Source organism: Acrocarpospora pleiomorpha (assembly GCF_009687885.1).
GTDB classification, from domain to species: Bacteria; Actinomycetota; Actinomycetes; order Streptosporangiales; family Streptosporangiaceae; genus Acrocarpospora; species Acrocarpospora pleiomorpha.
On the sequence record NZ_BLAF01000014.1, the window covers coordinates 42,366 to 65,359 of the forward strand.

The 22,994-nt window shown below is 68.6% G+C and carries 24 protein-coding genes; 3 read left to right on the top strand and 21 right to left on the bottom strand.

What is annotated here, in order from left to right; translation table 11 throughout:
- Window positions 1-51 precede the first annotated feature (51 nt).
- Entirely contained in the window at window positions 52-996 is a 945-nt protein-coding gene (locus Aple_RS14225) for a phosphotransferase (RefSeq protein ID WP_246264462.1), read from the bottom strand.
- 97 nt (window positions 997-1,093) lie between these two features.
- On the opposite strand from Aple_RS14225, the gene Aple_RS14230 reads away from it, so the two are divergent.
- Complete coding sequence (locus tag Aple_RS14230) at window positions 1,094-1,624, top strand: MaoC family dehydratase (RefSeq protein ID WP_155345048.1); 531 nt, start codon at window positions 1,094-1,096, stop codon at window positions 1,622-1,624.
- A gap of 40 nt (window positions 1,625-1,664) precedes the next feature.
- Here Aple_RS14230 and Aple_RS14235 read toward each other — a convergent pair whose 3' ends face one another.
- From Aple_RS14235 to Aple_RS14245, 3 genes are all read right to left on the bottom strand, one after another.
- Window positions 1,665-2,423, bottom strand: a complete 759-nt coding sequence (locus tag Aple_RS14235; RefSeq protein ID WP_218038325.1) for a FadR/GntR family transcriptional regulator — start codon at window positions 2,421-2,423, stop codon at window positions 1,665-1,667.
- A 69-nt stretch (window positions 2,424-2,492) separates the two neighbouring features.
- The gene (locus tag Aple_RS14240; protein ID WP_155345050.1) at window positions 2,493-3,665 is read right to left on the bottom strand and encodes an acyl-CoA dehydrogenase family protein; all 1,173 of its coding nucleotides are present in this window, start codon (window positions 3,663-3,665) and stop codon (window positions 2,493-2,495) included.
- Complete coding sequence (locus Aple_RS14245) at window positions 3,656-4,555, bottom strand: HpcH/HpaI aldolase/citrate lyase family protein (protein ID WP_170321461.1); 900 nt, start codon at window positions 4,553-4,555, stop codon at window positions 3,656-3,658. Before Aple_RS14245 ends, Aple_RS14240 begins: the two co-directional genes overlap by 10 nt.
- A gap of 52 nt (window positions 4,556-4,607) precedes the next feature.
- Between Aple_RS14245 and Aple_RS14250 the strand changes: the two genes are divergently transcribed.
- On the top strand, window positions 4,608-5,870 hold the full coding sequence (locus Aple_RS14250; RefSeq protein WP_155345052.1) for an acetyl-CoA hydrolase/transferase C-terminal domain-containing protein: 1,263 nt from the start codon (window positions 4,608-4,610) through the stop codon (window positions 5,868-5,870).
- 7 nt (window positions 5,871-5,877) lie between these two features.
- On the opposite strand, the gene Aple_RS14255 is transcribed toward Aple_RS14250, so the two are convergent.
- The 16 genes from Aple_RS14255 to Aple_RS14330 form a co-directional block, all read right to left on the bottom strand.
- Window positions 5,878-7,077, bottom strand: coding sequence for a CaiB/BaiF CoA transferase family protein (locus Aple_RS14255; RefSeq protein ID WP_155345053.1), 1,200 nt, complete (start codon window positions 7,075-7,077; stop codon window positions 5,878-5,880).
- 20 nt (window positions 7,078-7,097) lie between these two features.
- Window positions 7,098-7,301: a ferredoxin gene (locus tag Aple_RS14260; RefSeq protein ID WP_155345054.1), complete on the bottom strand. Its 204-nt coding sequence runs from the start codon at window positions 7,299-7,301 to the stop codon at window positions 7,098-7,100.
- Window positions 7,298-8,515 carry a cytochrome P450 gene (locus Aple_RS14265; RefSeq protein ID WP_155345055.1) on the bottom strand — a complete coding sequence of 406 codons (1,218 nt, stop codon included), beginning with the start codon at window positions 8,513-8,515 and terminating at the stop codon, window positions 7,298-7,300. Before Aple_RS14265 ends, Aple_RS14260 begins: the two co-directional genes overlap by 4 nt.
- Entirely contained in the window at window positions 8,512-8,823 is a 312-nt protein-coding gene (locus tag Aple_RS14270) for a Dabb family protein (RefSeq protein WP_155345056.1), read from the bottom strand. The genes Aple_RS14265 and Aple_RS14270 overlap by 4 nt, the downstream gene beginning before the upstream one ends.
- Window positions 8,820-9,782, bottom strand: a complete 963-nt coding sequence (locus Aple_RS14275) for an SDR family NAD(P)-dependent oxidoreductase (protein ID WP_170321462.1) — start codon at window positions 9,780-9,782, stop codon at window positions 8,820-8,822. The genes Aple_RS14270 and Aple_RS14275 overlap by 4 nt, the downstream gene beginning before the upstream one ends.
- Window positions 9,783-9,816: 34 nt before the next feature.
- Window positions 9,817-10,824 (bottom strand): ABC transporter permease, encoded by a 1,008-nt coding sequence (locus Aple_RS14280; RefSeq protein WP_170321463.1) that lies wholly within the window; start codon window positions 10,822-10,824, stop codon window positions 9,817-9,819.
- A gap of 2 nt (window positions 10,825-10,826) precedes the next feature.
- Window positions 10,827-12,356: a sugar ABC transporter ATP-binding protein gene (locus Aple_RS14285; RefSeq protein WP_155345059.1), complete on the bottom strand. Its 1,530-nt coding sequence runs from the start codon at window positions 12,354-12,356 to the stop codon at window positions 10,827-10,829.
- A gap of 6 nt (window positions 12,357-12,362) precedes the next feature.
- Window positions 12,363-13,121 (bottom strand): enoyl-CoA hydratase/isomerase family protein, encoded by a 759-nt coding sequence (locus tag Aple_RS14290; RefSeq protein ID WP_155345060.1) that lies wholly within the window; start codon window positions 13,119-13,121, stop codon window positions 12,363-12,365.
- A gap of 28 nt (window positions 13,122-13,149) precedes the next feature.
- Window positions 13,150-13,974 carry a mycofactocin-coupled SDR family oxidoreductase gene (locus Aple_RS14295; RefSeq protein ID WP_155345061.1) on the bottom strand — a complete coding sequence of 275 codons (825 nt, stop codon included), beginning with the start codon at window positions 13,972-13,974 and terminating at the stop codon, window positions 13,150-13,152.
- An 11-nt stretch (window positions 13,975-13,985) separates the two neighbouring features.
- Window positions 13,986-15,326, bottom strand: coding sequence for a sugar ABC transporter substrate-binding protein (locus Aple_RS14300; RefSeq protein ID WP_155345062.1), 1,341 nt, complete (start codon window positions 15,324-15,326; stop codon window positions 13,986-13,988).
- A gap of 86 nt (window positions 15,327-15,412) precedes the next feature.
- Window positions 15,413-16,183 carry an SDR family NAD(P)-dependent oxidoreductase gene (locus Aple_RS14305; protein WP_155345063.1) on the bottom strand — a complete coding sequence of 257 codons (771 nt, stop codon included), beginning with the start codon at window positions 16,181-16,183 and terminating at the stop codon, window positions 15,413-15,415.
- A gap of 30 nt (window positions 16,184-16,213) precedes the next feature.
- A complete protein-coding gene (locus tag Aple_RS14310; RefSeq protein WP_155345064.1) occupies window positions 16,214-17,698 on the bottom strand; it encodes an aldehyde dehydrogenase family protein in 1,485 nt (494 codons plus the stop codon).
- 143 nt (window positions 17,699-17,841) lie between these two features.
- The gene (locus Aple_RS14315; protein WP_155345065.1) at window positions 17,842-19,020 is read right to left on the bottom strand and encodes an NAD(P)/FAD-dependent oxidoreductase; all 1,179 of its coding nucleotides are present in this window, start codon (window positions 19,018-19,020) and stop codon (window positions 17,842-17,844) included.
- Window positions 19,021-19,929, bottom strand: a complete 909-nt coding sequence (locus Aple_RS14320) for an HpcH/HpaI aldolase/citrate lyase family protein (protein WP_155345066.1) — start codon at window positions 19,927-19,929, stop codon at window positions 19,021-19,023.
- Window positions 19,926-20,765 carry an alpha/beta fold hydrolase gene (locus Aple_RS14325; protein WP_155345067.1) on the bottom strand — a complete coding sequence of 280 codons (840 nt, stop codon included), beginning with the start codon at window positions 20,763-20,765 and terminating at the stop codon, window positions 19,926-19,928. The genes Aple_RS14320 and Aple_RS14325 overlap by 4 nt, the downstream gene beginning before the upstream one ends.
- A 288-nt stretch (window positions 20,766-21,053) precedes the next feature.
- Window positions 21,054-21,656, bottom strand: a complete 603-nt coding sequence (locus Aple_RS14330) for a class I SAM-dependent methyltransferase (protein WP_155345068.1) — start codon at window positions 21,654-21,656, stop codon at window positions 21,054-21,056.
- A 123-nt stretch (window positions 21,657-21,779) separates the two neighbouring features.
- Between Aple_RS14330 and Aple_RS14335 the strand changes: the two genes are divergently transcribed.
- On the top strand, window positions 21,780-22,376 hold the full coding sequence (locus tag Aple_RS14335; protein ID WP_155345069.1) for a helix-turn-helix domain-containing protein: 597 nt from the start codon (window positions 21,780-21,782) through the stop codon (window positions 22,374-22,376).
- Window positions 22,377-22,529: 153 nt separating this feature from the next.
- Here the strand turns inward: Aple_RS14335 and Aple_RS14340 are convergent, their stop codons facing one another.
- Window positions 22,530-22,979, bottom strand: a complete 450-nt coding sequence (locus Aple_RS14340) for a MaoC family dehydratase (RefSeq protein ID WP_281361558.1) — start codon at window positions 22,977-22,979, stop codon at window positions 22,530-22,532.
- Window positions 22,980-22,994 lie beyond the last annotated feature (15 nt).

Genomic DNA, 22,994 nt, shown 5'->3' on the forward strand with positions numbered 1-22,994 from the left:
GCCGGACACGCCGCCATATCGAGGCTAACCCGCGAGCCGCGCGGACGCGCGTCAGAAGTAGCTGTTGAGGTAGGTCCACGAGTCGGTGATGTCCTGCGTGGCCTGGTGGGGCCCGCGGAGTTCGCGCGCGTAGATGGCGATGTCGGCCAGCCGCCAGCGGAGGCGGTAGTAGGACAGTCCCGCCGGGTCGGCGGCATGGCCGGTGATTCGCGTGTACGCGTCGAGGGTGCCGGAGTCCACGAGCATCCACAGGTCGCGTTCGGGCGGGGCGAGGCGCGCGGTCTCCCAGTCGATGAGTTTCAGGCCGGTACGGGTGCGGATGAAGTTGCCCGGGTGGGGTTCGCCGTGGGTGATGACCTGGGAGCGGTGCCGTACCTCAGCGGCCAGCTGGTCGAACTCGTTGAGTTGACGTTCGATGAGGGACGCGTGGGTGGTCAGCAGCCGGCGCGCCGGTTCGGAGTAGGGGCCGCCTGTCCAGGCGTGGCCGAGGTTGTTCAACGCGTCATGGAGGTGGTCCCTGCCTGGCAGGGCGAGGTCGGCGTGCGGGGCGGTCGCCGCGACGACCGGAGTGGCCTGGTGGAGTGCGGCGAGCAGCGCCATCACCTCGGGGTGGTCTTGCGGGGGGTGGGCCCCGAAGTCGCCGGATTCGCCGTCGATGGTGGGAAACACCGAGACGGCGTACCGGGGGTTGAGCCGCCAGAGGGGCGTGCCGATTCGGGTGGGGATGGGGGCGACGACGAAGTCGAGGTCCCGCCCGAGGGTTCGCGCGGTGGCGAGAGCCTGTTCGAGCTCGCCGAAGGCGATCTCCCGGGACGGGTCATCGCCGAGGTCGTCAACGGTGACGAAGCGGGTTCGGCCGGAGGTTTCGATGGCGGACCAGTGATGGCTTCCGGCCCCGAGCGGGAGATGTCTCAGGCCGCGGATGTCGAACCCCCAGACGTCGGCCAGCACGGCGGCCAGGTGAGTTTCGTCTACGCCTTCCGGTTTGTCCTTCACGGGTGGCGAGTATGGCAGAGCTCGCCCGGCGCATCGTCGGGATGATAATTTATCCGCATTGAGCGTATGATACGCATGAATAAGGAGGGCTCGATCCATGACGGTTCACAAGGCGGAGCTCGGGCGGTTCTTCGAGGACTTCGTTGCCGGTGATGTCTTCCAGCATCCGTTCGGGCGCACGATCAGTGAAGCCGACTGCGCGTGGTTCACGCTGCTCACGTGCAACACCAACCAGTACCACTTCAACGCGGACCTCGCGCGGCAGAACCCCGTGTCCGGCGGGCGCATCCTGGTCAATTCGGGATTCACCATCGCCCTCGTGCTCGGCCTGTCGGTCATCGACATGAGCCAGAACGCCGTCGCCAACCTCGGGATGACCGACCTGAGGCTCAAACACCCGGTCTATGTGGGCGACACCCTGTACGCGGAGAGCATCTGCACCGGCACCCGCGCCAGCGCGTCCCGCCCCGGCTTCGGCATCGTCTCCATGAGCACACGCGGCCTGAACCAGGACGGGGACGAGGTGCTGTCCTGGGACAGGTCGGTCATGCTGCCCAGCCGGGAGAGCGGCTACGGCCAGGATTATTTCCCCACGGCCAAGACAGGGGCGATGACCCTTCCAGCCTGAAAAGGCAAGGGGTCAGCCGTGCGGCTGACCCCGAAAGGGATCAACCCCAGGAGATCCGCAACGCCGTGAAGGCCGGATTGGTGTCCTTCAGCCGGCCCAAGTAGAAGGCCATGTGCTCGCGCATCAGCCGTTCCGCCTCGTCGGCCTCGCCGTCGAGGATGGCCTTGCCGATCTCCCGGTGCTCCGCGCAGATGGTCTTCTGAACCGTCGTGGCCGTGATCCCGGCCTCCACGACCTTCGTCGTGTACAGCTCCTTCAGCGCGGTCGCCACCAGGTCGAACACGCTGTTGCCCGTCATGCTGGCCACCACGTAGTGGAAGTCGTTGGCCGCCTGGACGTACCGGTTGTCCCCTTCCGAGACGGCCGCCTCCACCTCGAGGGCCTTCTCCAGCCGTTTGAGCGCCCGCGGGTCGCGATTCTGGGCTCCCAGGCGTGCCACCATCGGCTCGATGAACATGCGCGTCTCGATGAGCTCGGTGATGGTGGCGCCGCGGAGGCTCAGGTAGAGCGAGAAGGTCCGCCCGACCTCGCGCGGATCCACGGCCTGCACGATGGGCCCACCACCGGGCCCCGACTTCAGGCTGATGAGGCCGTAGACCTCCAGGATTCGCAGGGCTTCGCGGAGCGAGCCCTTGCCGACCCGGAAGCGCTCGACCATCGCCGCTTCGTTCGGGAGGCGGTCACCCGGCTGGAGACCCTCGCGGATCACGTCTTCCACGAGCGCGGCGGCGATGCGCTCGGACGTTTTCACGGGACGGGACAGCTGGCCCTGCGTCGTGGTCAGGAACCCCATAGGCATGACTCGTGAGACTGCGGCCTCATCGGCACTCATGGGTACGTCCCGGCTTTCGACTTCGTGATCCATGCGTCACACCTTGTGCTGTTCGATGAGGCGGCGCGCGATAAGCAACTGCTGTATCTCGTTCGTCCCCTCGCCAAGGATAAGGAGCGGCGAGTCGCGGTAAAGGCGTTCGACCACGAACTCCTTCGAGTAGCCGTACCCGCCGTGGATACGCATCGCCTCCAGGGTCGCCTCCTGGGCGACCTCGGTGGCGAACAACTTCGCCATGCCGGCCTCAAGATCCGCGCGGACTCCGCTCGCCTTCAGCCGGGCGGCGTCCACCACCATCAGCTCCGCGGCCCGGATCTTTGTGCCCATCTGGGCAAGCTTAATCTGGATGGCCTGGTGGTCGCTGATCGGCTGTCCGAAGGTCTCCCGCTGCTGCGCGTACCTGATCGCGGCCTCGAACGCCGCGGTCGCGAGTCCCAGTGCCCGGGCGGCCACATTGACCCGCCCCAGCTCTACTGCCGACATGAAGTACTTGAAGCCGCGTCCGACTCCGTCCGCGCCACCGAGAACCGACGTCGCCGGGGTCCGGAAGTCCTGGAAGACGAGCTCGGTCGACTCGACGCCCTTGTAGCCGAGCTTCTGGAGCTGGGGCGGGACCGTGAGACCGGGCTGCTCGTGCGCCCCCGGCTCTTTCTCGATGATGAACGCGGTCATCCCGCGGTGGCGCGGTTCCGCCGCCGGGTTCGTGACGGCCAGCAGCATGACCATGCCCGCGCGCAGGCCGTTGGTGACCCACATCTTCTGCCCGTTGACGACGTAGGAGTCGCCGTCGAGCACCGCCTGGGTGCGGATCGCCTGCACGTCGGACCCCGCGTGCGGCTCGGTCATGGAGTACGCCGACCGGAGCTCGCCCGTGGCCATCCTCGGCAGGTATGTGCCGCGCTGCTCCTCGGTGCCGAAATGCTCGATCATCCAAGCCGCCATGAAGTGGGTGTTCACCACGCCGGAGAGGCTGATCCAGCCGCGCGACAGCTCCTTCACGACCAGGGCGTACGTCAGCAGATCCTGCCCAAGCCCGCCGTACTCCTCAGGGATCGTGATGCCGAACAGGCCCATCTCCTTGAGCTTTTCCACCATCTCCTCAGGGAACTCGTCCCGGTGGTCGAACTCCGACGCGTACGGGGCGACCTCGGCGTCCACGAAGTCACGAACCAGAGCGAGGATGTCCCGTTGCTCGACTGTCAGTTGCATTGCGCCTCTTTCGATGTTGTCACGGAGCTGGCCGAATGCGCCTCGGCGGCCCGGAGCGTGGCGCGAGCCCGGCGCGCGACGGGCGCGTCGACGAGTTTGCCGTCGACCACGGCGACCGCCGATCCGAGTTCCAGGGCCTCATCGAGGGCGCGAACCACCCGAGCCGCCCACTCCCGCTCCCGCTGGGACGGCGCGAAAACGGTGTTGACCACCGGGACCTGGCGCGGGTGAACGCAGAGCTTTCCCCCCAGGCCGAGCCGCCGGGCCCGCTCCGCCTCGACGCGGGCGCCCTCCGGGTCGCCGACCGCGAGATGCACGACGTCGAACGGCGCGCGTATCCCGGCTGCCGCCGAGTCCACCACCAGCACCGATCTAGCGTGCAGGAGCTCCTCCGCCGCCGCGTCCTCGGCCCAGCTCAGTTCGGCGCCCAGATCGGCGCCACCCAGAGCCAGCGCGACGACCCGAGCGTGGGAGGCGATCTCGTACGCCCGGCGCAGCCCGGCCGCGGTCTCGACCAGCGCGATGACGGGAGGACCTTCGTCCCCCACAGCGGACAACGACTCCGGTGACGCCTTTGGCAGCATGACCGCGTCCACGGACATGCCGTCCAGCATGCGCAGATCTTCGGCGGCCCATGGCGTGTCCGTACCGTTGACCCGGACGATCCGGAGCGGGCCGGTGGCCGGGAGAACCTCGCTCACCAGCTGCCGGCCCGCCTGCTTGCGGGCCGGCGCGACCGCGTCTTCAAGGTCCAGCACGACCGCGTCGGCGCCGCTCGTCCAGGCCCGCGCCACCTTACGCCGATCATCCGCGGGCACGAACAGGAGAGATCGCGCTGCCCGCAGGCGCTCGGTGACGTCCACCGCCCCTTCCCTTGCCCCGAAATTCATACTTATGATTCTGTTCATAAGTTAAGATTTTCGCAACCCCTGAGGCACAACGATGACAATGACGATCTCCCCCGGCGACGCGGCCCGGGAGCTCATGTCCGGGCTCGCCGAGCCCGTGGTGCTGGCGGCCATGTCGCCCCAGCTGCCGGAGAGCCTGGTCACCGCGCTCATCCGGGAGGCCCGGACGTCGCGGCGGCGGCTCACTCTGCTGATCGCCGACCTCTCCGGAGCGTGGGCCTTCATCGACGATGACGCGATGCCCGACGTCACCGCCGGAACGCTGCGGCTGGTCACCGTCGGCGGCGGAGTCCCCCGCCGGCTTGCCCGGCATGCCGACTTCATCCCCAATTCCCTCTGGGACTTCGACCGGCTGATTCGCAGCGGTGACCTCGGTTTCGACATCTTCGTCGAGCGGGTGGGACTCACCACGGATCCGGATCACGTCACGCACGGCGACATGATCGGTTTCAGCGACGCCGCCCTCGCCACGCGAGCACGGGTCGGCTTCGAAGTGGCACGGCATGCCTTCCCGTATCCAGGAGCCGGGGGCGTACCCCTCCGGAGAGCCGCTCAGGTGATCGCGGCGGCTCCGCTCGTCGCCCCCCGGCCGAGCGCCCAACCCGACGCCGTGCAGCGACTGATCGCCGATCATGTCGCGGCGCTGGTCCCCGATGGGGCGACGCTGCAGCTCGGGCTGGGCATGATCCCCAACGCCGTCATCCACGCGCTGTCGGGCAAATCCCACCTCGGCATTCACTCGGGGATCCTGCCCGGTGAGCTGCAGGCGCTTCTCGCCAGCGGAGCCGTCACCGGCAGCCGCAAGGGGCGCGACCGAGGCAGGCATGTGGCGACGGGCATCCTCGGCGGCGATCCCCGGGGATGGGGTGCGGACGTGCTGCTGAGACCGGTGACCGAGACGCACGATCCGCTGCGCCTGCGCGAGCTGGACTCCCTCTGGGCGATCAACTCCGCCTTCGAGATCGACCTGGCCGGGCAGGTCAACGCCGAGCACGTGAACGGCAGCCGGGTGGCGAACGGCGGCGGGCAGACGGACTTCATGCGGGCCGCGCACGCGAACTCCGGCGGCGCGGCCGTGCTGGCGCTCCCCGCCCGCTCGCGGTCTGGAGTATCACGGATCGTCGGGTACCTTCCCGCCGGACACACGGTCACGACCTCGGGGAGCGATGTGGACTTCGTGGTGACCGAACACGGGACGGCCGACTTCCGGGGACGCAGCGCCGACGAACGAGCCCGCGCTCTCATCGGCATCGCCCACCCGGACGACCGGCCCGGCCTACGCGCCCAGTGGCGCTGACCCATTCTCAGATGGTTCCGGACGAGCGCAGCTCCTCGATGCGATCGCTGCTCATCCCGAGATACTCCCGGTAGACGTGGTCATTGTCCGCCCCCAGAGCGGGAGCCGTGTGCCGCACGCTGCCCGGATGATTGGTGAGCCGCGGGACAACCCCCTGCATCCGCACCCGCCCCAGATCCGGATCATCCAATGTCACGACATTTCCGTTCTCGGCGTACGTCTCGTCGGCAAGGATGTCCTCCACGGTGTAGATCGGGGAGGCCACCACCTCACACTCCCGCATCGCCTGCATGCACGCCTCAAGCGGCCGTTCGGCGATCCACGCCCGCACCAGGGAGTCAAGCCGCGCGTTGCGCTTGAGCTGATCGGCCCGGGTCAGATAGTCCTCAGCCGGTTCGCCGACCAACGCCGCGACATTACTGACCGACCGGGGCGTCCCAGACGTCACGGTGATCCAGCGATCATCGCTGGTCCGGAACGTGTTGATCACCGCCGCCGGAGCGGCCGCCAACCGGTTCCCCGCCCGGCTCGGCACCTCACCAAGCTGATCGTAGAAGACGATCTGCCACTCGATCAGGCGGAACAGGCTCTCGTACAACGCCAGGTCAATCCATTCACCCGCGAAATCAGGATCGGTGGCCTTCCGGTACAGGGCCGCCTGGATCGCGAACGCGCCCATCAGCCCGGTCACGGAGTCACCATGCGAGAACCCGGTATGCACGGGAGCGTTGTCCGGAAATCCGGTGATATTGACGACGCCGCTCATCGCCTCCCCGACCTTGCCGAACCCCGGCTGGTTACGCTTGCCCGACGTGGCCCCGTATCCGGTCACCTGGAGCAGAACGACCTTGGGGTTCACCTCCCGCAGAGCCTCGTAGTCGAGCCCCCACTTCTCGAGCGTGGAAACCCGGAAGTTCGTGATCACGACATCGGCCCAGGCAGCCAGCTCGCGGGCGACCTCACGACCCTCGCCGGTTCTCAGATCAAGAGTGACGGACCGCTTGTTCCGCCCCGCCACCTTCCACCACAGATGCGTACCGTCCTTGGCGGGACCGGCACTACGCTGCGGGTCGCCGACGCCCGGATCCTCCACATGCACCACCTCGGCGCCGAGATCGGCCAGCAACGCGCCGGCCAGCGGGCCCGCGATCACGTGCGCGAACTCGACGACCTTCAGCCCGGACAGGGCTCCCCGCGTGCTCTCCATGGCACCCCTTCTCATCACGATCAACCGGCTGTCTGGTGAAGCACGATGGCCACGGCAGGGCAGATCTCGGCGGCGCGCTCCGCCTGTTCCTCGTCGCCGGCCTCCACCTCGTCGCGCCGGGCGACCACAAGGCCGTCCTCGTCGAGGTCGAAGTACTTCGCGGCCACCTCGACGCAGTTACCCGCGCCGATACAGCGCTCCTGGAAGATTTCGATCGTGGTCATGAGTCTCTCTCCAAGGACCAGGCGACCGGGAGGGCGCTCACCCCGTAGATCATCGAGTTACGGAAGTCCAGCTCGTTCTCGGGCACGGCGAGCCGCAGCGTGGGGAAACGGGACAGCAGCTTGGTGAAGACGACCTGAAGCTCCAGCCGAGCCAGGTTCTGCCCGAGACACTGATGAATCCCGAACCCGAACGCGACGTGACTGCGAGCATCACGGCGGATGTCGAACCGACTGGGCTCCGCGAAGACGCCAGGATCGTGATTGGCCGCGGGAATCGGCGCCATCACGCCCTCACCGGCATGGATGCAGACGCCGCGGATCTCGACGTCCTCCTTGGGCACGCGCGAAGCCACATGGTGCGCCACGCTCAGATAGCGCAGCATCTCCTCGATCGCGCCCGGCATCAGCTCCGGGTTCTCCCGCAGGTCCGCCATCTGGTCCGGGTGCCGCAGCAGCAGCACGGTGCCCAGACCGATCATGTTGGCGGTGGTGTCGAACCCGCCCACGATGAGCAGGTTCAGCATGCCCACCAGGTCGAGCCGGGAGATGTGCCCAGGCTCGAACTGCTCGGTGAGAAGCTGGCTCACCAGATCCTCGCCCCGGTACTCGAGGCGCTCGGTGATCAGGTCGTCGAGATAGCGGGACAGCTCCGCCGCGGCGGCGGCCGACCGCTCGGGATCGCTGTTCAGATCCATCCACTGGTTGACCCGCCCCAGCAGGAACGGCGCGTCCTGCGGGGGAAGGCCCATGATCTCGCAGATGGCCATCGACGGCAGCGGCGCCGCCAGCGCCTCGAGCAGGTCGACCGGTCCCCCACGCGCCTCCATCCGGTCGAGCAGCTCGTCGACCAGCCGCTCGACGAACTCCCGCAGCTTCGCCACCTTGGGGATGGAGAACTTCGTGGTGAGCATCCGGCGCTGCACGTCGTGCTCGGGCGCGTCCATCCGGATGAAGCCCTTCTGCCCGCCACGGGAGGCCGCGTGGTTCGCGCTGGAGTTGGGATAGCCCGCCAGGCTCGAATCCGCTGACATCACCGGGTTGCGCAGGATGGCGCGCATATCGTCGGCACGGGTCGCGAGCCAGGAGCGCGAGCCATCCCACATCTCGACCTGGGTGATCGGGCACCTCGCCCGCAGTTCGTCGAACTCCGGCGGCGGCAGGAGCGCATCTTCGCGGGTGAAGGGCCACGTGGGCACGGGGTTGTCGGGTGTCACGCCTGCTCCAATCGCTCGATCTCGAAGTCGGCGCCCATCGCCGTTTCCTTGATCTCCGCCACGTAGGCGGACACCGCCAGGTGGCGTGGATGCGTCAGGTAGGTGTTCAGGTCGGCCAGGTTCGCGAAATCCGCGGCCAGGGCCACCGCGCCGGTGGGCGAACCGTCGAGGCCGATGCTCCGTCCGACGCTCATCGACACGATCTCGTCCACGTGGTGGACCAGGTCCTCGACCATGTCGATGAAGGTCTGCTCCTGCTCCGGGGTACATCCGGGCTTGAGCTTGATCACCGCGATGTGGCGGATCACAGTTCCACCTCCGCTCCGATACCCGCCCGCTGCATGAGCGTGTACTCGAAGGCGTTGTCCACGGCCTCGTAGAAGTTCAGCAGACGGTGCTCCTCATCCGACTCGCCCATGACCTGGTCCCAGTTCTCCAGCACGCTTTCCGGTGTCAGGTCCGGGTTCGCGTAGCCCAGCGGGGACGCGTAGACGAGTAGCGCCACGCGGCCCCCGCTGAGGCTGAATGCCTGTCCGGACACGGGGCACAGCTCGGAGGCGAGAACGGCCGCCGCGAGCGCGACATGCGCTGGACCGGTGTGGCGCTCCATGTAGTCGAGCACGGTCGTCCCGGGGATCGACGGAGCCACCATGCGGCTGATGGCCAGCGGCAGGATGGCGTTGGCCTTGATGTTGTGACCCGCGCCCGCCCCGGCTTGCTGCCTGGTCGCCGCGAGGACGCCGCCCTTGGCAATGGCGTACGACCCGAACCAGGTGCCGTTCGGCTGAACGAACCCGAGAGCCGCGGCGGAACTCGTGTTCACGATCCGGCCGTACCGCTGACGCTCCATGTGCGGCCAGGCGGCTCGGACCGTGAGCAGCTGGCCTTCGAGGTGCACCGCCATGTGCCGCTCGTAGGCCGGGCCGGGCTCGTCCTGAATGGCGTCCGAGGCGTTGATCCCGGCGTTGTTGACGATGATGTCGATCCGCCCGAACGTGTCGAGTGCCTGCGTCACCATCGCGGCCGCGCCCTCGGGGTCGGCCACGCTGTCGCGGTTGGCCACGGCTTCGCCGCCGAGCGCCTTGATCTCGTTGACGACCGACTGGGCACGGTCGTCCTGCTCCTGGTCGCCCTTGAGGGAGACCCCGTAATCGTTGACCACCACCCTCGCTCCCCGTTCGGCCAGAGCGAGGGCGTGCGCCCGGCCGATCCCGCCGCCCGCACCGGTGACCAGTGCCACCCGGTTGTCGAAACGTACGCTTGTCATGGCTTCCTCTCCTTCATACGAGTTCATATGAGGGCTACTTGACCACTCCGGTCTCGGCCCGGCGGACGGTGACGATCACGGCCAGCAGCACGATGACCCCGAAGATCACCGTCTGGTAGTTCGGATCCACCTGGGTGAGGGTCATGCCGTTGGTCACGATGCCCAGCGTCAGAACGCCGACGATGGTGCGCAGCGGCCCGCCGCTGCCGCCGTTGAGCGCGGTGCCGCCCATGACGACCGCGGCGATCGCGTTCAGCAGGAACGAGTCCCCCATGCCCGGGGAGGAGCCGCTGCCTTGGCCGATGAGCATCAGGCCGCCGACCCCGGACAGCAACCAGGAGAGCCCGAACAGCAGCAGCTTGGTGCGTTCGACCTTCAGGCCCGACAGGCGCGCGACCCGCTCGTTGCCCCCGATCGCGTAGACGTACCGGCCGAAAGGCGTACGGTACGCCAGGACGGACACCAGCACGCCCACCAGCACGGCCCACCAGATGATGTTGGGGATGTTCAGCAAGGTCGCCCCGTTGACCAGCTCGTCGAGCGGCTCGTTGTCCATCAGCTGCGAGGCGCCGCCGGTGACCCGCAAGGCGATCCCGTTCAGGATGAACAGCACGCCCAGCGTCGTCAGGAAGGACGGGAGCTTCGCGTAGGCGACGAGCGCCCCGTTGAGGAGGCCGCAGACCAGCCCGATGGGAAGCGCCACCCAGATCGCACCAGGATGTCCTTCCACGGTGAGATACGCGGCGATCGTCCCGGTGAGCGCGGCGATACCGCCCACGGACAGGTCGATGCTGCCGGCGATGATCACCAAGGTGGCGGCGAAGGCGATCACGGCCAGCACCGACGACGACCTCAGGATGATCAGGACGTTGTCCGGGGTGAGGAACAGGGCGCTGCGCGCGGTGAAGTACACCACCAGACCCACGAGCAGCGCGTACGGCAGCAGCCGCGGCACCCAGACGCCGAACCCGCTCTTCCCCGGCCTGCTCCCGGACCGCCTCGCGACCGGGGCGGCCGGCTTCTCCATCACTTGCTCCGGCATCGCTAGACCATCCCCACAATGATTTGTTCTTCGGTGAGCCCCGTGGATTCCGCCCATTCGCGGACGACCCGGCCGTCCCGCATCACCGCCACCCGGTCGCCCATGCCGATCAGCTCGCGCAGATCGTCGCTGACCAGCAGGATCGAGAACCCGGCGTCCGCCAGGTCGCGCAGATGGCCGTAGATCTCCTGGCGGGCGCCGACGTCGACCCCCCTGGTGGGGTTGTCGAGAACCAGCACCCGGGCGCCGGAACCGGCGAGCCTGGCCAACATGACCTTCTGCTGGTTGCCGCCGCTCAGCGCGCCGACCCGGGTGTCCATCGACGGCGCCGCGACCCGATATCTGGCCATTCCCGCCGCGACCGCCCGTTTCTCCCGGCGCGGGCTCAGGAAGGGGCCGCGGCTGTGGTCCCGCAGGCTCGACCACGTCATGTTCCACCGGATGCTCTGGAGCAGGCTCACTCCCTCGGCATGCCGGTCGAGCGGCCCGAAGGCGAGCCGTCCCCGGCGCGCGGCCGGCCGATGGTTCGGCAGCCGCTGCCCGTCGACCTCGACGATCCCCGACGCGCGCACGTCACCGGCGATCGCCCGCGCGAGATGCGACTTCCCGCAGCCGGTGATGCCGCCCACGGCCAGAATCTCTCCCTCGCGTACCTCGAGGGAGACGTCGTGGAACTCGGCACCGGAGCTGAGGTTCCCGACCTTGAGCCGGACCGGGCCGAACTCCGTGCGCCTGCGGTCCTCCAGGTAGTGGTTCTCCTCACGTTCCCGCCCCACCATGAGCCGGTGCAGCTCCGCCTCGCTGGTCTGGCTGACCTCGCGCTCGGCGACGACGACGCCGTCCTTGAGCACGTAGACGCGGTCGCAGAGATCCAGGATCTCGTCGAGCCGGTGGCTGACGAAGACGAAGGAGGCGCGGTCGCGGCGGGCGCGAACGTGCGCGAAGAGCTCGGTCACCTCGTCCTGGTTGAGCGAGGCGGTGGTCTCGTCGAGCAGGACGACGGGCCGGCTCACCTCGAGGAGCTCGGCGACGGCGAACGCCCGGGCGATCTCCACCAGCTGCCGGACGTCGAGCGGCAGCTCGCCGACCTGGTCGGTCTCGCTGACCCGGCCGGCCAGCATCGTGTCGGCCCGGATCTGCCGGCGCGCGGCGGCGAGCAACTTCCGGTGCTGGAGCAGCCCGCCGCGGGAGAAGCGGCGTTCGTGCCCCAGGTAGAGGTTCGCCGCGACCGTCAGGTTGTCGATGAGGCCCTGGTCCTGATGCGCCCGGAAGATGCCCGCCTCGTTGGCCTGCGCGTAATCGTGCAGGTGGAGGGTATGGCCGCGGGCCACGATCTCCCCCGCATCGGGCCGCAACGACCCGGAGAGGATGCTGAGGAGGGTCGACTTCCCGGCGCCGTTCTCGCCGACCAGCCCGATCACGTCACCCGCGCCGACCGTCAGTGACACCTCGGTGAGTGCCTTGACCCCGGGGAAGGCCATCGTCACGCCGCGAGCCTCAAGGACGGGCGGGGGCAGTGCGTCCGCTGTCATGACCGGTCACATGTCCAGCGCGGCCAGGGCCTCGTGGGCCAGGCCGTAACCGATCTGGTCGTGCATCAGGCCTTTCAGCTCCCGCGTCAGCACCTCGCGCGTGTAGCGGAGGGTGAGGGTGTGCTTCTGGGCCATCCCGTGCGCGAGTTCCAGGGCGCGGGGCAGCACCTGATCGGGAGCGAGCACTTCGTCGACCGCGCCGGCGTCCTTGGCCTCACGGGCCGTGAGCTTCTGCCCGGTGAGCAGGAAGTACTTCCCCCGCTTCGGTCCCAGCGCGTACAGCCAGGCGGTGTGGATCCCGTCGCCGGGCACGATCCCGCCGGGAAAGTGCGGGGCGTCCTGGAAGTACGTCGTGTCCGAGGCCAGGACGATGTCGGAGAGGATCGGGATCTCCGAATGCACGGACGCGGGACCGTTGACGGCGGCGATCACCGGGACCCGGATGCCGAGCAGGTTGTTGAGGAGGCGCTGGCCCTCGAACACGGAGTTGTCCCAGTCTCCGGGGGTGTTGAGGGTGAAGCTGGTGAAGTCGATGGCGTCGCAGAACGCCTCGCCCGCGCCGGTCAGCACGACGACGCGGTTCTCCGGGTCACACGCGATGTCGGCGAAGCAGTACGCCAGCTCGTCGTGGGCGGTGGTGTCCCAGATCAGGGAGTCGCCGTCGGTGTGCAGGGTGACCAGCAGGACACCCGCGTCGTCGCGTTCGAGCCTGATGCGCTGATATTTGCCGGCGTACGCCGCCAGCCTTGGAGCGATCTTCGACATTGGAGCACTTCCATTCGGTTCTGTACGGTCAACGGGCCATGACGCCCGCGTCGACCGGCACGGCGAGACCGGTGACGTACCTGGAGTCATCGGAGGCCAGCCAGGCCACGGTGGCGCTGATCTCCTCGGCCGCCAGGAAACCGCCCGGCAGCGGGAGCAGCGGCGAGAAGGAACCCTTGAACAGCAGGGTGTCCGGATGATCTCCGGCGAGCAGCGCCGGACCGGTCTCGTCGCTGGTGAGCGGGGTGGCCACCGGTCCCGGGTTGACCGTGTTCACCCGGATGCCGTGCTCGGCCAGTTCCTGCGCGAGCACGGCCGCCAGTCCTTGCAGTCCGTGCTTGGACGCGGCGTAGGCGCCGGTGAACGGAAGCCCCTTGATGCCCGACACCGAGCTGATGATGATGATGGAGCCGCCGTTGCCGCCTTCGAGAATACGTGGGGTGAACGCCTGGATTGTGTGGAAGGTGCCGGTCATGTTCACGGCCACGACCTGCTCCCACACCTCGGCGGGCGTCTCGAGCACCCGCCCGTAGGACCCCATGCCCGCGTTCGCGACCAGGATGTCCAGGCGCGGGAACTCGGCCGCGGTGTCGGAGACGACCTGGTCGAGCGCTGCCCGGTCGCGGATGTCCGCCTTGGCGATGAAGCAGCGCCGCCCCAGCTCCTCGACCTGTCGCGCCGTCTCCTGGAGCGCTTCCCACGACCCCAGCGGGTAGGCGACGTTGAGCGCCTGCGCGCACAGGTCGATCGCGATAATGTCCGCGCCCTCCGAGGCCAGGCGCACGCAGTGTGCCCGGCCCTGGCCGTGGGCGGCGCCCGTCACCAGGGCGGTCTTCCCAGCAAGTCGTCGCATGACGCTCCTTGTCAGATGAGGCCGATGCGCTTGAACGTGCCGAGCGCACCGTCTTTGGTCGTGGCCTTGGCCCGCACCGCCAGGTACGGATCCACGAACCGCTTCTCCCAGTCCGTGTTCACCACGTCGATCTCGCCGTTCGCGAGCGCCGTCTGGTAGGCGGCCGGCCATTCGAAACCGGCGGGACGGGGCGTCGGGTTGGTGCCGGGCTTGTCGCCCCAGGCGAAATCCGTCGGGTCCGAGACGAGGCAGCGGTGCGGCAGGATCCACTTGTCGCCCTGCAGGTGCCGCGACATCTTGGTCGCGTCCCACAGCAGCGGAGCGTCGGGGCCGGTGATGTTGAGCAGCTCGGCGGCCGCCTCCGGCGTGTCCACGATGATGGAATCGGTGTCGATGAACACCTCGAGCGGGTGGAATTTGACGCCGTTCAGGAAGTCGTACAGCCGGACCGCGGCCAGAACGCCGGAGAAGGCGATGAGCCCGGCCGAGGTCGCCACGATCCGCTCCTCCTTCTGCATGCGCTCGAGGAAGGCCGGGTCGCCGTCCATGCCGATGACCAGCGCCGTGGTGTTCCTGGCGGCGTTCAGGGCCGCGAGCGCGCCCAGCGCGACGCCGTCGTTGAACGCGATCACGTACTTCACCTTCGGGTGCGCCGGAAGCAGCGCCGCCAGCTCCGACTCGGCCTTCTTCGGGTCCCAGTCCGTGTACGCGTTGGCGACCACCTTGACCTCGGGGAACTCGGCCAGGGCACGGTTCACGCCGAACCGGCGCGCCGTCTCCGACAGGCCGCCCTTGGGACCGCCCAGCAGGATCGCCTCGCCCTTGCCGCCACCCCGCTCGAGCAGCACCTTCGTGACCAGGTACGCCTCCTCGGCGAAGGGGCCGCCGACGTTGCCGATGAAGTAGCCGTTGAACTTCGGGTCGCTGGGCGCGAACCAGGGCAGCCGGTTCGACAGGTTGCTGTGCGCGATCTTCGCGTCGGCGAGGACCTTGGTGTAGCGGTCCAGGGCGGCGTCGGCGACCAGGTACGAGTGCACCCCCTTGACCCCCAGGGAGGGGAACTGGAGCTCCTGCGCGAACGCCTTCTGCATGTCCCCGTCGTGCGAGGTGAACGAGGCGGAGTCCTGGAGGGCCTGGACCGCCAGCTTGAAGGCGCGGTCGGTGGATTCGAATGCCTCCACGTTCGCGATGAGGTGGTTCATCAGCAGGTCGGCGCCGGCGGCCGTCTCGCTCTCCGCGCCGCACGCGGCCAGCGCGGGCAGGCCGGCGAGGGCCAGCCCGCCGATTCCGGCGAACTTGAGGAGATTCCGGCGAGATATGTCTGCGGATGATACGGATGAATTAAGTGCCATGGTGCTCGTGCCTTCTGACTTTGCGGGTTGAACTGCGAGATTTCGAACAGGCCCCCGCCCAGTCCGAGAGGGATGTGGTCCAGAGCTCAGCGAGCCGTGAAACCCCCGTCGACCGGCAGCGCGACGCCGGTGATGAAACTGGCCCGGTCGCCGGCCAGGAAGAGCGCCGCCTCGGCGATCTCCTCGGGCCGGCCGCGGCGCTTGAGCGGAATGTCGTTGGCGACCCAGGAGTCGAGCCGCTCCTCGACCCCCTCCTGCTTCTCCCGTGACCAGAAGCGCGGGAGCATCGGCGTGTCGATCGGCCCCGGGCAGATCACATTCACCCTGATCTTGGGCGCGAGCGAGAGCGCCAGCGCCTTGGCGAGCATCACGACACCGCCCTTGGACATCGAGTAGAGCGGTGAGAGGAAGGAGCCGACCAAGCCCGCCGTGGAGGCCGTGAAGAGGATCGACGCGGTGTGCGGCGACTTGTTGAGCAGCGGGATGGCCTGCTGGGCGGCGAAGTAGGCCCCGGTCAGGTTCACGCCCACCGAGAAGTCGTACTCGGCCTGGCTGACGTTGTGGCCCGTCGCGCCGGGGGTCCCGGCGTTCGCGTACAGCACGTCGAGGTGGCCGAACTGGGCTCCGACGGAGTCCATGCACGCCGTGATCTGTTCCGGACTGGTGACGTCGAGCGCTTTGGCCACGCCGGAGCCACCGGCCTGGGTGATCTCGTCCACCACGGCCTTCGCGCCCGCCTCGTCGAGGTCGGAGACGATGACGGTGGCGCCGTGCGACGCCATGAGCAGGGCGGTCGCGCGGCCCATGCCGGACGCGGCGCCCGTGATGAAGGCGATCCTGCCGTCGAGTTCTTTCATTTCACTGTTCCATTCACGTTGACGGCGTCGCTACTCGTGGACCTCGAAGGCCCTGAGCTCGACATACTCATCGAGGCTGTACTTGCCCCACTCGCGGCCGATGCCGGTCTGCTTGAAGCCGCCGTGCGGTCCTGCGGTCACGTTCGCCAGGCAGTTGACGCCGACGCTGCCGGTGCGGATGCTCGCGGCGATGCGCCATGCCTTCTCGGTGTCCCGGCTCCACACGGACGCGTTGATTCCGTAGATGGAGTCGTCGGCGATCCTGATCGCCTCCTCGGCTCCGGAGAACGGGATCGCCACGAGCACGGGTCCGAAGATCTCCTCCTGGGCGATCCGCATGTCGTTGCGTACGTCGGTGAAGAGGGTCGGCTGGACGCGGAAGCCCGGGGCCCGCTCGGCGACGGGCTCGCCGCCGCACATCAGGGTGGCTCCTTCCTTCCGCCCGATCTCGATGTACTGGAGTACGCGCTCGAACTGGGCCCGGTTGGCGAGCGGGCCCAGGCCGGTCGACGGATCCTCGGCCTCCCCCAGCGGGATCCGCCGCATCTGCTCGGCGATGCGCGCGGTGACCTCGGCGTAGATCTCCTCCTCGATCAGCACCCGGGTGAGCTGGCCGCAGCCCTGGCCCGCGTGCTTCAGGTTGCCCGGCTCGGTGGCGAAGAATTTCTCCAGGTCGGCGTCGGCGCAGACGATGTTCGCCGACTTGCCGCCCAGTTCCAGGATCACGTTCTTCACCGTCGCGGACGCGAGTTCCATGATCCGGCGGCCGGTGGCCGTGCTGCCGGTGAAGCTCACCTTGTCCACGCGCGGGTCCGCGACGAGGAGTTCGCCCACCTCCGGTCCCGCGCCCAGCAGGATGTTGAGCACCCCGGCCGGCACCCCGGCCTCCTGGGCCGCCTGCGCCATCAGCGCGGAGTCCCAGGCGGTGGTCGGGTGCGGCTTGAGAATGACGGTGCAGCCCACGGCCAGCGCGGGGAAGACCTTCTGGACGCTGACCCGGAACGGGTAGTTGAACGGCGTGATGGCGGTGATCACACCGGCCGGCACCCGCTGGACGAGCCGCGACCTGCGCCGCCCGGACGCGCCGGGGAGCGGGGTTCCCTCGAGGGTCTGGGATTCGATCGTCTCGAACGTTCCGGCGGTGTCGGCGTAGCCGAAGGCGGCCGCCAGGGGCGCGTCCGTCTGGAGCCCTTCCGCGAGCGAGCGCACCGCGCCGGCCTGGTGGATCGCGATGTGCACGAGCTCGTCCCGCCGGGCCTGGAGCCGCTCGGCGAACCGGCGGAGGACGGCCGCGCGCGCCGCGGGCGCCATGCGCGGCCAGGGGCCTTCGTCGAAGGCGCGGCGGGCGGCGGCGATGGCGCGGTCGGCCTCCTCGGGCGTCGCGCGCGGGGTCTCGGCTATCGCGAGCTCGGTCCAGGGGGACACGATCGCGAAACGTCCGCCGCCTGCGACGAGTTCTCCATCGATCAGGTGCGACAGGCCGGTGACGGCGGCCCGCTGCTGAGCTGATGACATCTCTGCTACCCGTTCTCGTGATCGTGGTTCATCCGGATGACGCCGGTCCCGAACGTGACAGATACCGCTTCTTCCTGACACACGGGACGTTACACGGCCATATCAACCAGGGCAATGGTCCGTTTCATACATATGAATCGACGTTATACGGCCGAGACCGCGGACACCTCGGCGAGCGGGACGGCGCGGAGCACCATCGCCCGATGCTTCATCACGGCCGCGCCCGCGTTCATGCCCGCGACGCACACGAGCCGGCCCGCGCGTCCGTAGGCGACCAGGAACCTGCCGTCGCTGTGGTCGAGTACGGCGTACTGGTCGTGACCGAGGGTCGAGCCGACGCACTGCAGCTTCACGCCGTACTGGTCGGACCAGAAGTAGGGCACGCTGGCGAACCCGGTGGGGTCGTGGGTGCCCAGCAGCCGCCGGGCGGCGTAGGCGCCCTGCTCGACGGCGTTGGTCCAGTGTTCGACGCGCATACGCCGCTGGTAGAGGGGGTTGATCCAGCTCGCGACGTCCCCGGCCGCGACCACTCCGTCGGCCACCGCGCAGGTCTCGTCGCAGACGACCCCCATGGACAGGTCGAGGCCCGAGTCGCGCAGCCAGCCGGTCGCCGGTTCTGAGCCGATCGCCACCAGCACCACGTCCGCCGCGATGGTCTCGCCGGAGGTCAGTTCGACGGACGAGACCCGCCCGGACGCTCCCGCGACCAAGCCGGCGACCGTGACTCCGGTCCGCAGGTCGACGCCGTGTGCCCGGTGTATTCCGGCGAGGTGTTCGCCGAAGTCATCCCCCAGGACGCGCGCCAGCGGGATCTCCGCGGCTTCGAGCAGGGTCACGGACTTGCCGAGTTTCCACGCCACGGACGCGACCTCGAGACCGATGAATCCCGCTCCGACTATGACGATCTTCGTGGCCGCGGCCAGTTCGGGCCGCAAGCGTTCCGCGTCCTCGGCCGAGCGCAGGGTGTGCACGCCGGCCATCGCCTCGTACGGGGAGCGGCGAGCGGCGCACCCGGTCGCGATGACCAGCCCGTCGAACGGCACCTCGCGGCCCTCCACCTGAACGGTCCTGGCCGCCAGGTCCAGGCCCGTCAGCCGGACCCCGAGCATCCGATCGACGTTCAGGTCCGCCGGCCAGGGCGTAGTCACGGAATCCACGCCGAGCCGTCCCTCCAGCAGACCCTTGGAAACTTCAGGGCGCCGGTACGGCCCACGCCGGTCCTGATCGACCACCTGGATCCGGCCCTGAAAGCCGGCCCTGCGCAGTTCCCGCGCGGCGCTCAGCCCCGCGATCGCGCCGCCGGCGATCACCACGCTCCGCATCTACGCGCCCTTCGCGTCGACCGGCAGGGCGCGCGCGACGAGCCTGCTCGCCACGCGGTAGTCGGGCAGCGTGATGGCACGCCCGTTGAGGACGGCCGCCGGCTCGCCGCGTTCCACCGCCTGCTGGTAGGCGTCGCAGACCTCACGCGCGGCCCGCACGTCCTCGGGCGCAGGCGCCATCCGGGCGTTGATGATCTGCAGGTGCGCCGGCGACACCGCGATGCATCCGGTGTAGCCGACATCCGCCCAGGTCCGTACGAAACGCTCGACCTTGGCCAGGTCCCGGTAGTCCGGGATGAGGGACCCGCCGGTGGCGAACAATCCGTGCGCGGCGGCCGCCACGGCGATGGCCGAACGGGCGTAGTGGTTCGCCGGGCCGTACAGATCCGCGCCGTCATCGTCGAAGACCTTCGAGCCGACGTCGGCGGCGTAGTCGACATATCCGAAATGCAGGCCCTGCACGCCGTCGGCGCCGGCGATCTGGTCGAGCGACCGCACGGCGCGCGCGGTTTCGATCATCACGTGCAGACCGCGGGCCGCGGTGCCTCTGTTCAGGATCGACATGGCCTCGGCTATCTCCGCCGCGCTCTGCGCCTTCGGGTAGCAGACCAGGAAATCGCCCGGAGATCCGGCCAGCTCGGCCAGGTCGTCCCGGCCCCATGGGGTGTCCAGGTTGTTGACACGGACGATGACGTGGCGGCCACCGAAGTGCGCCGGCGCCTCCAGCGCGGCCAGGACGCGCTCCCGCGCCCGTTCCTTGTCGGCGGGAGTCGCCGAATCCTCGAGGTCCACCATGATGGCGTCGGCCGCCACCGCGGGCACCTTCGACCAGAACTTCTCGTTCAGGATCGGCACCTCGAGGACGCTGCGCATTCGCTCGAAGCGCTCCCGCCCCGACACGGCGCTCACGCTTTTGCCAGGAAGTCGCGCAGCACCCCGGTGAACTCCTCCGGAGCCTCCCGCGGGACGTAGTGGCCGGTGTCGAACCAGCGAGCTTCCGCGTTCGGCATGACCGAGAGCATCCTGTCCACGACCGCCTCGTCGATGACGTTGCTCCTGCGCCCGACCATCAGCAGGGTCGGCATGGTCAGCAGTTCCGACATCCGCCACAGGTACTCGACGTCGGGCAGGCTCACGGAGCCGGTGATCCACTGCACGTCGGGGTCGGCCTTCGGCACCAGCTTCCCGGCCCAGTTGCGGCGCAGCTGGTATCTCACGTGCAGATCGATGAAGTCCTCGCGCCACTCCGGGTGGTAGCCCTTGTAGAACTTCCACGCCTCCGCCTCGTCGCGGAAGCCCTTCAGGTTCGTCGTGGCCTGGATGAAGTCGCGCATGGCCACCGCTCCCGACGGCGAGTTGGCCGGCCCGGCGTCCGAGAGCACGAGGCGCCGGATCGTCTCGGGACGCTCGCCCGCGACCGCGATGGCCACCCGGACCCCGGCGGAATGCCCGACGAGGTGGACCGGGCCGATCCCGAGCGAGTCGATGAGCCCGTGCACATCGCGCGCCATGGAACGCACGCGATAACCGGACGCGGCCCAGCCACTGTCGCCATGACCGCGCAGGTCCATCGCGATGACGTGGTAGTCGCCGGCCAGGCTCCGGATGATCGGATCCCAGGTATGGCACTGCACATTGAGGCCATGCAGCATCACGACGGGCTCAGCGGACGGCGCACCCCACTCGGTGTAGTGGATCTTAAGACCGTCCAGCTCCAGCCATCCGTCCTCGAATTCCTTGAGCACCACAGGCCACCTCGCCTCACATTTACCACCCTTGTCCGGTTAATCCTTATCATACGTATAAATTATCCGGCAAGGGTCGGCCCTCGACCCGGCACGCACACAGGTATTTCTCCCGTGCACGGGGCGGGCCGGAATGTGAACCTTCTCCCAGCTATCCGGGCCTACAGCAGGCAGACGCCCGGAGAACGCTCCAGGTGGCGGCCTGGTGGATCTCACACTCGGGCGGATCGGCCGCCGCGGGCCAGGTTGACCGAGTTCATGGCCGCGCCTTGGTCGATGGGCGCCGGATCACGGCAGGCGTAGCGCTCGCAGGACGGCGTCGTGGGTGTGATGTGTGCCGGCGGGGGGCGGGGCGGCGCGGGGGCGGGTCTCGTTTATCAGGATGTTCCAGGCGGGGCCGAGGAGTTGGGCGATGTCGTCGGGCTGGTAGTAGTCGGCGGGGTCGAAGCCCTCCTCAGGACGTGGGGCCAGGTCCGCGAGAGCGTGGGTGGCGAAGAGCAGCGTGCCGCCGGGGGCGACAGCATCGAGCAGGCCGCGCAGTGTGGCGTGGCCTGGTCCGCGCAGGAGCGGGAAGTACTGGATGGACACCAGGTCGAAGGCGCCCGCCGGGGGCGGCGTGGTGGTGAGGTCGGCCCGCGCCCACGCCACGCGCCCCTTGACGTCGATGGCGGCAGCGGAGGCACGTCGCAGAGCGACCTCGGAGATGTCGACCGCGGTGACCTGCCAGCCACGCCGGGCCAGCCAGAGCGTGTCGGCGCCTTCACCACAGCCGACGTCGAGCGCTTGGCCCGGTGGCAGGTCGTCGGTCTCGGTGACGAGTACGTCGTTGGGGTTGCCGCTGAATATCTGGTCGCGGCTGCGATACATCTCGTCCCAATGCCGGGCGTCCATGACACTCGGTCCTCTCGTTGGTTTCTTGGCGGCGGAGCGCCCTGCTAACGCCAAGGTCCCCCCGATTGCGGCATTTCGACAAAGTTCTTTGCTGAAAACGCAAAACGCGGGCAGGGTGAAGGGATGAACGACGAAGCCGTGCTGGCCGCGGTCGGACCCCGACTCCGCGAGCTGCGCCGTCGCCGGGGCGTCACCCTGACCGCCCTGTCCGAGACCACCGGCATCCCGATCAGCACCCTGTCGCGGCTGGAGTCCGGCCGGCGCAGGCCGGGCCTCGAACTCCTGCTGCCCCTGGCCAGGGCCTACCAGGTGCCGATCGACGAGCTGATCGGCGCTCCGGCTGAGCTCGACCCCCGGGTGTATCCACAGCCCTTCACCCGCAACGGCATGACCGTCGTCCCACTGACCCGCAAACCCGGCGGGCTGCAGGCGTTTAAGCACATCCTGCCCGCCGGCCTGACCGACGGCCGCGAACCCGACCCCCGCTCACACGAGGGCTACCACTGGCTGTACGTCCTGCGCGGACGCCTCCGCGTCGTCCTCGGCGACAAGGACTTCATCCTCACCGAGGGCGAAGTCGCCGAATTCGACACCCACCTCCCGCACTGGTTCGGCAACGCCGACGAACACCCCGTGGAATTCCTCAGCATCCTCGGCCCTCAGGGCGAACGTGTCCACATCAAAGCCCGCTACCGCCCCGGCAACCCCCGTCCTCTCTGAGCAACCCACGCCGAGTTCGAAATCCCCGAGCAGTTCCCGCCGCTTGGCCAGCTGGTCGCGGATCCGGGTGTCCATGCCCGGCTACGAGAAGGCTGGCAGCGGCACCCCAGGTCAAGTAACGGGAGGAATCCCCGATGGGTACCTGATTGGCCGTCAGGTCAATAGCAGGGTGAGCGTCTCAGCCACGCAGGCCGGCTTCGCCGCGCCCTCGATTTCCAGGACGCAGCTGAGGCCGAGCCGGAGGCCGCCGCTGATCTCGGCGACCGATCGCAGCGTCACGACGGCGCGGACCCTCGAGCCGACGACCACCGGCTGCGGGAAGCGCACCTTGTCGAGGCCGTAGTTGAGCCGCCGGGAGGCGCCTTCGAGGGTGCATGCCTGCCGTACCAGCATGGGCAGCAGGGAGAGGGTGAGATAGCCGTGCGCGATGGTGGCCCCGTAGGGTCCGCTAGCCGCTCGGACGGGGTCGACGTGGATCCACTGGAGATCACCGGTTACCTCGGCGAACCGGTCGATGCGATCCTGGTCCACCAGGGTCCACTCGCTCGTCCCCAGCTCGGCCCCGACCAAGCCGGCCAGCTCGTCGATGGCGTATGTCGTCACGATAAATCCTCTCGG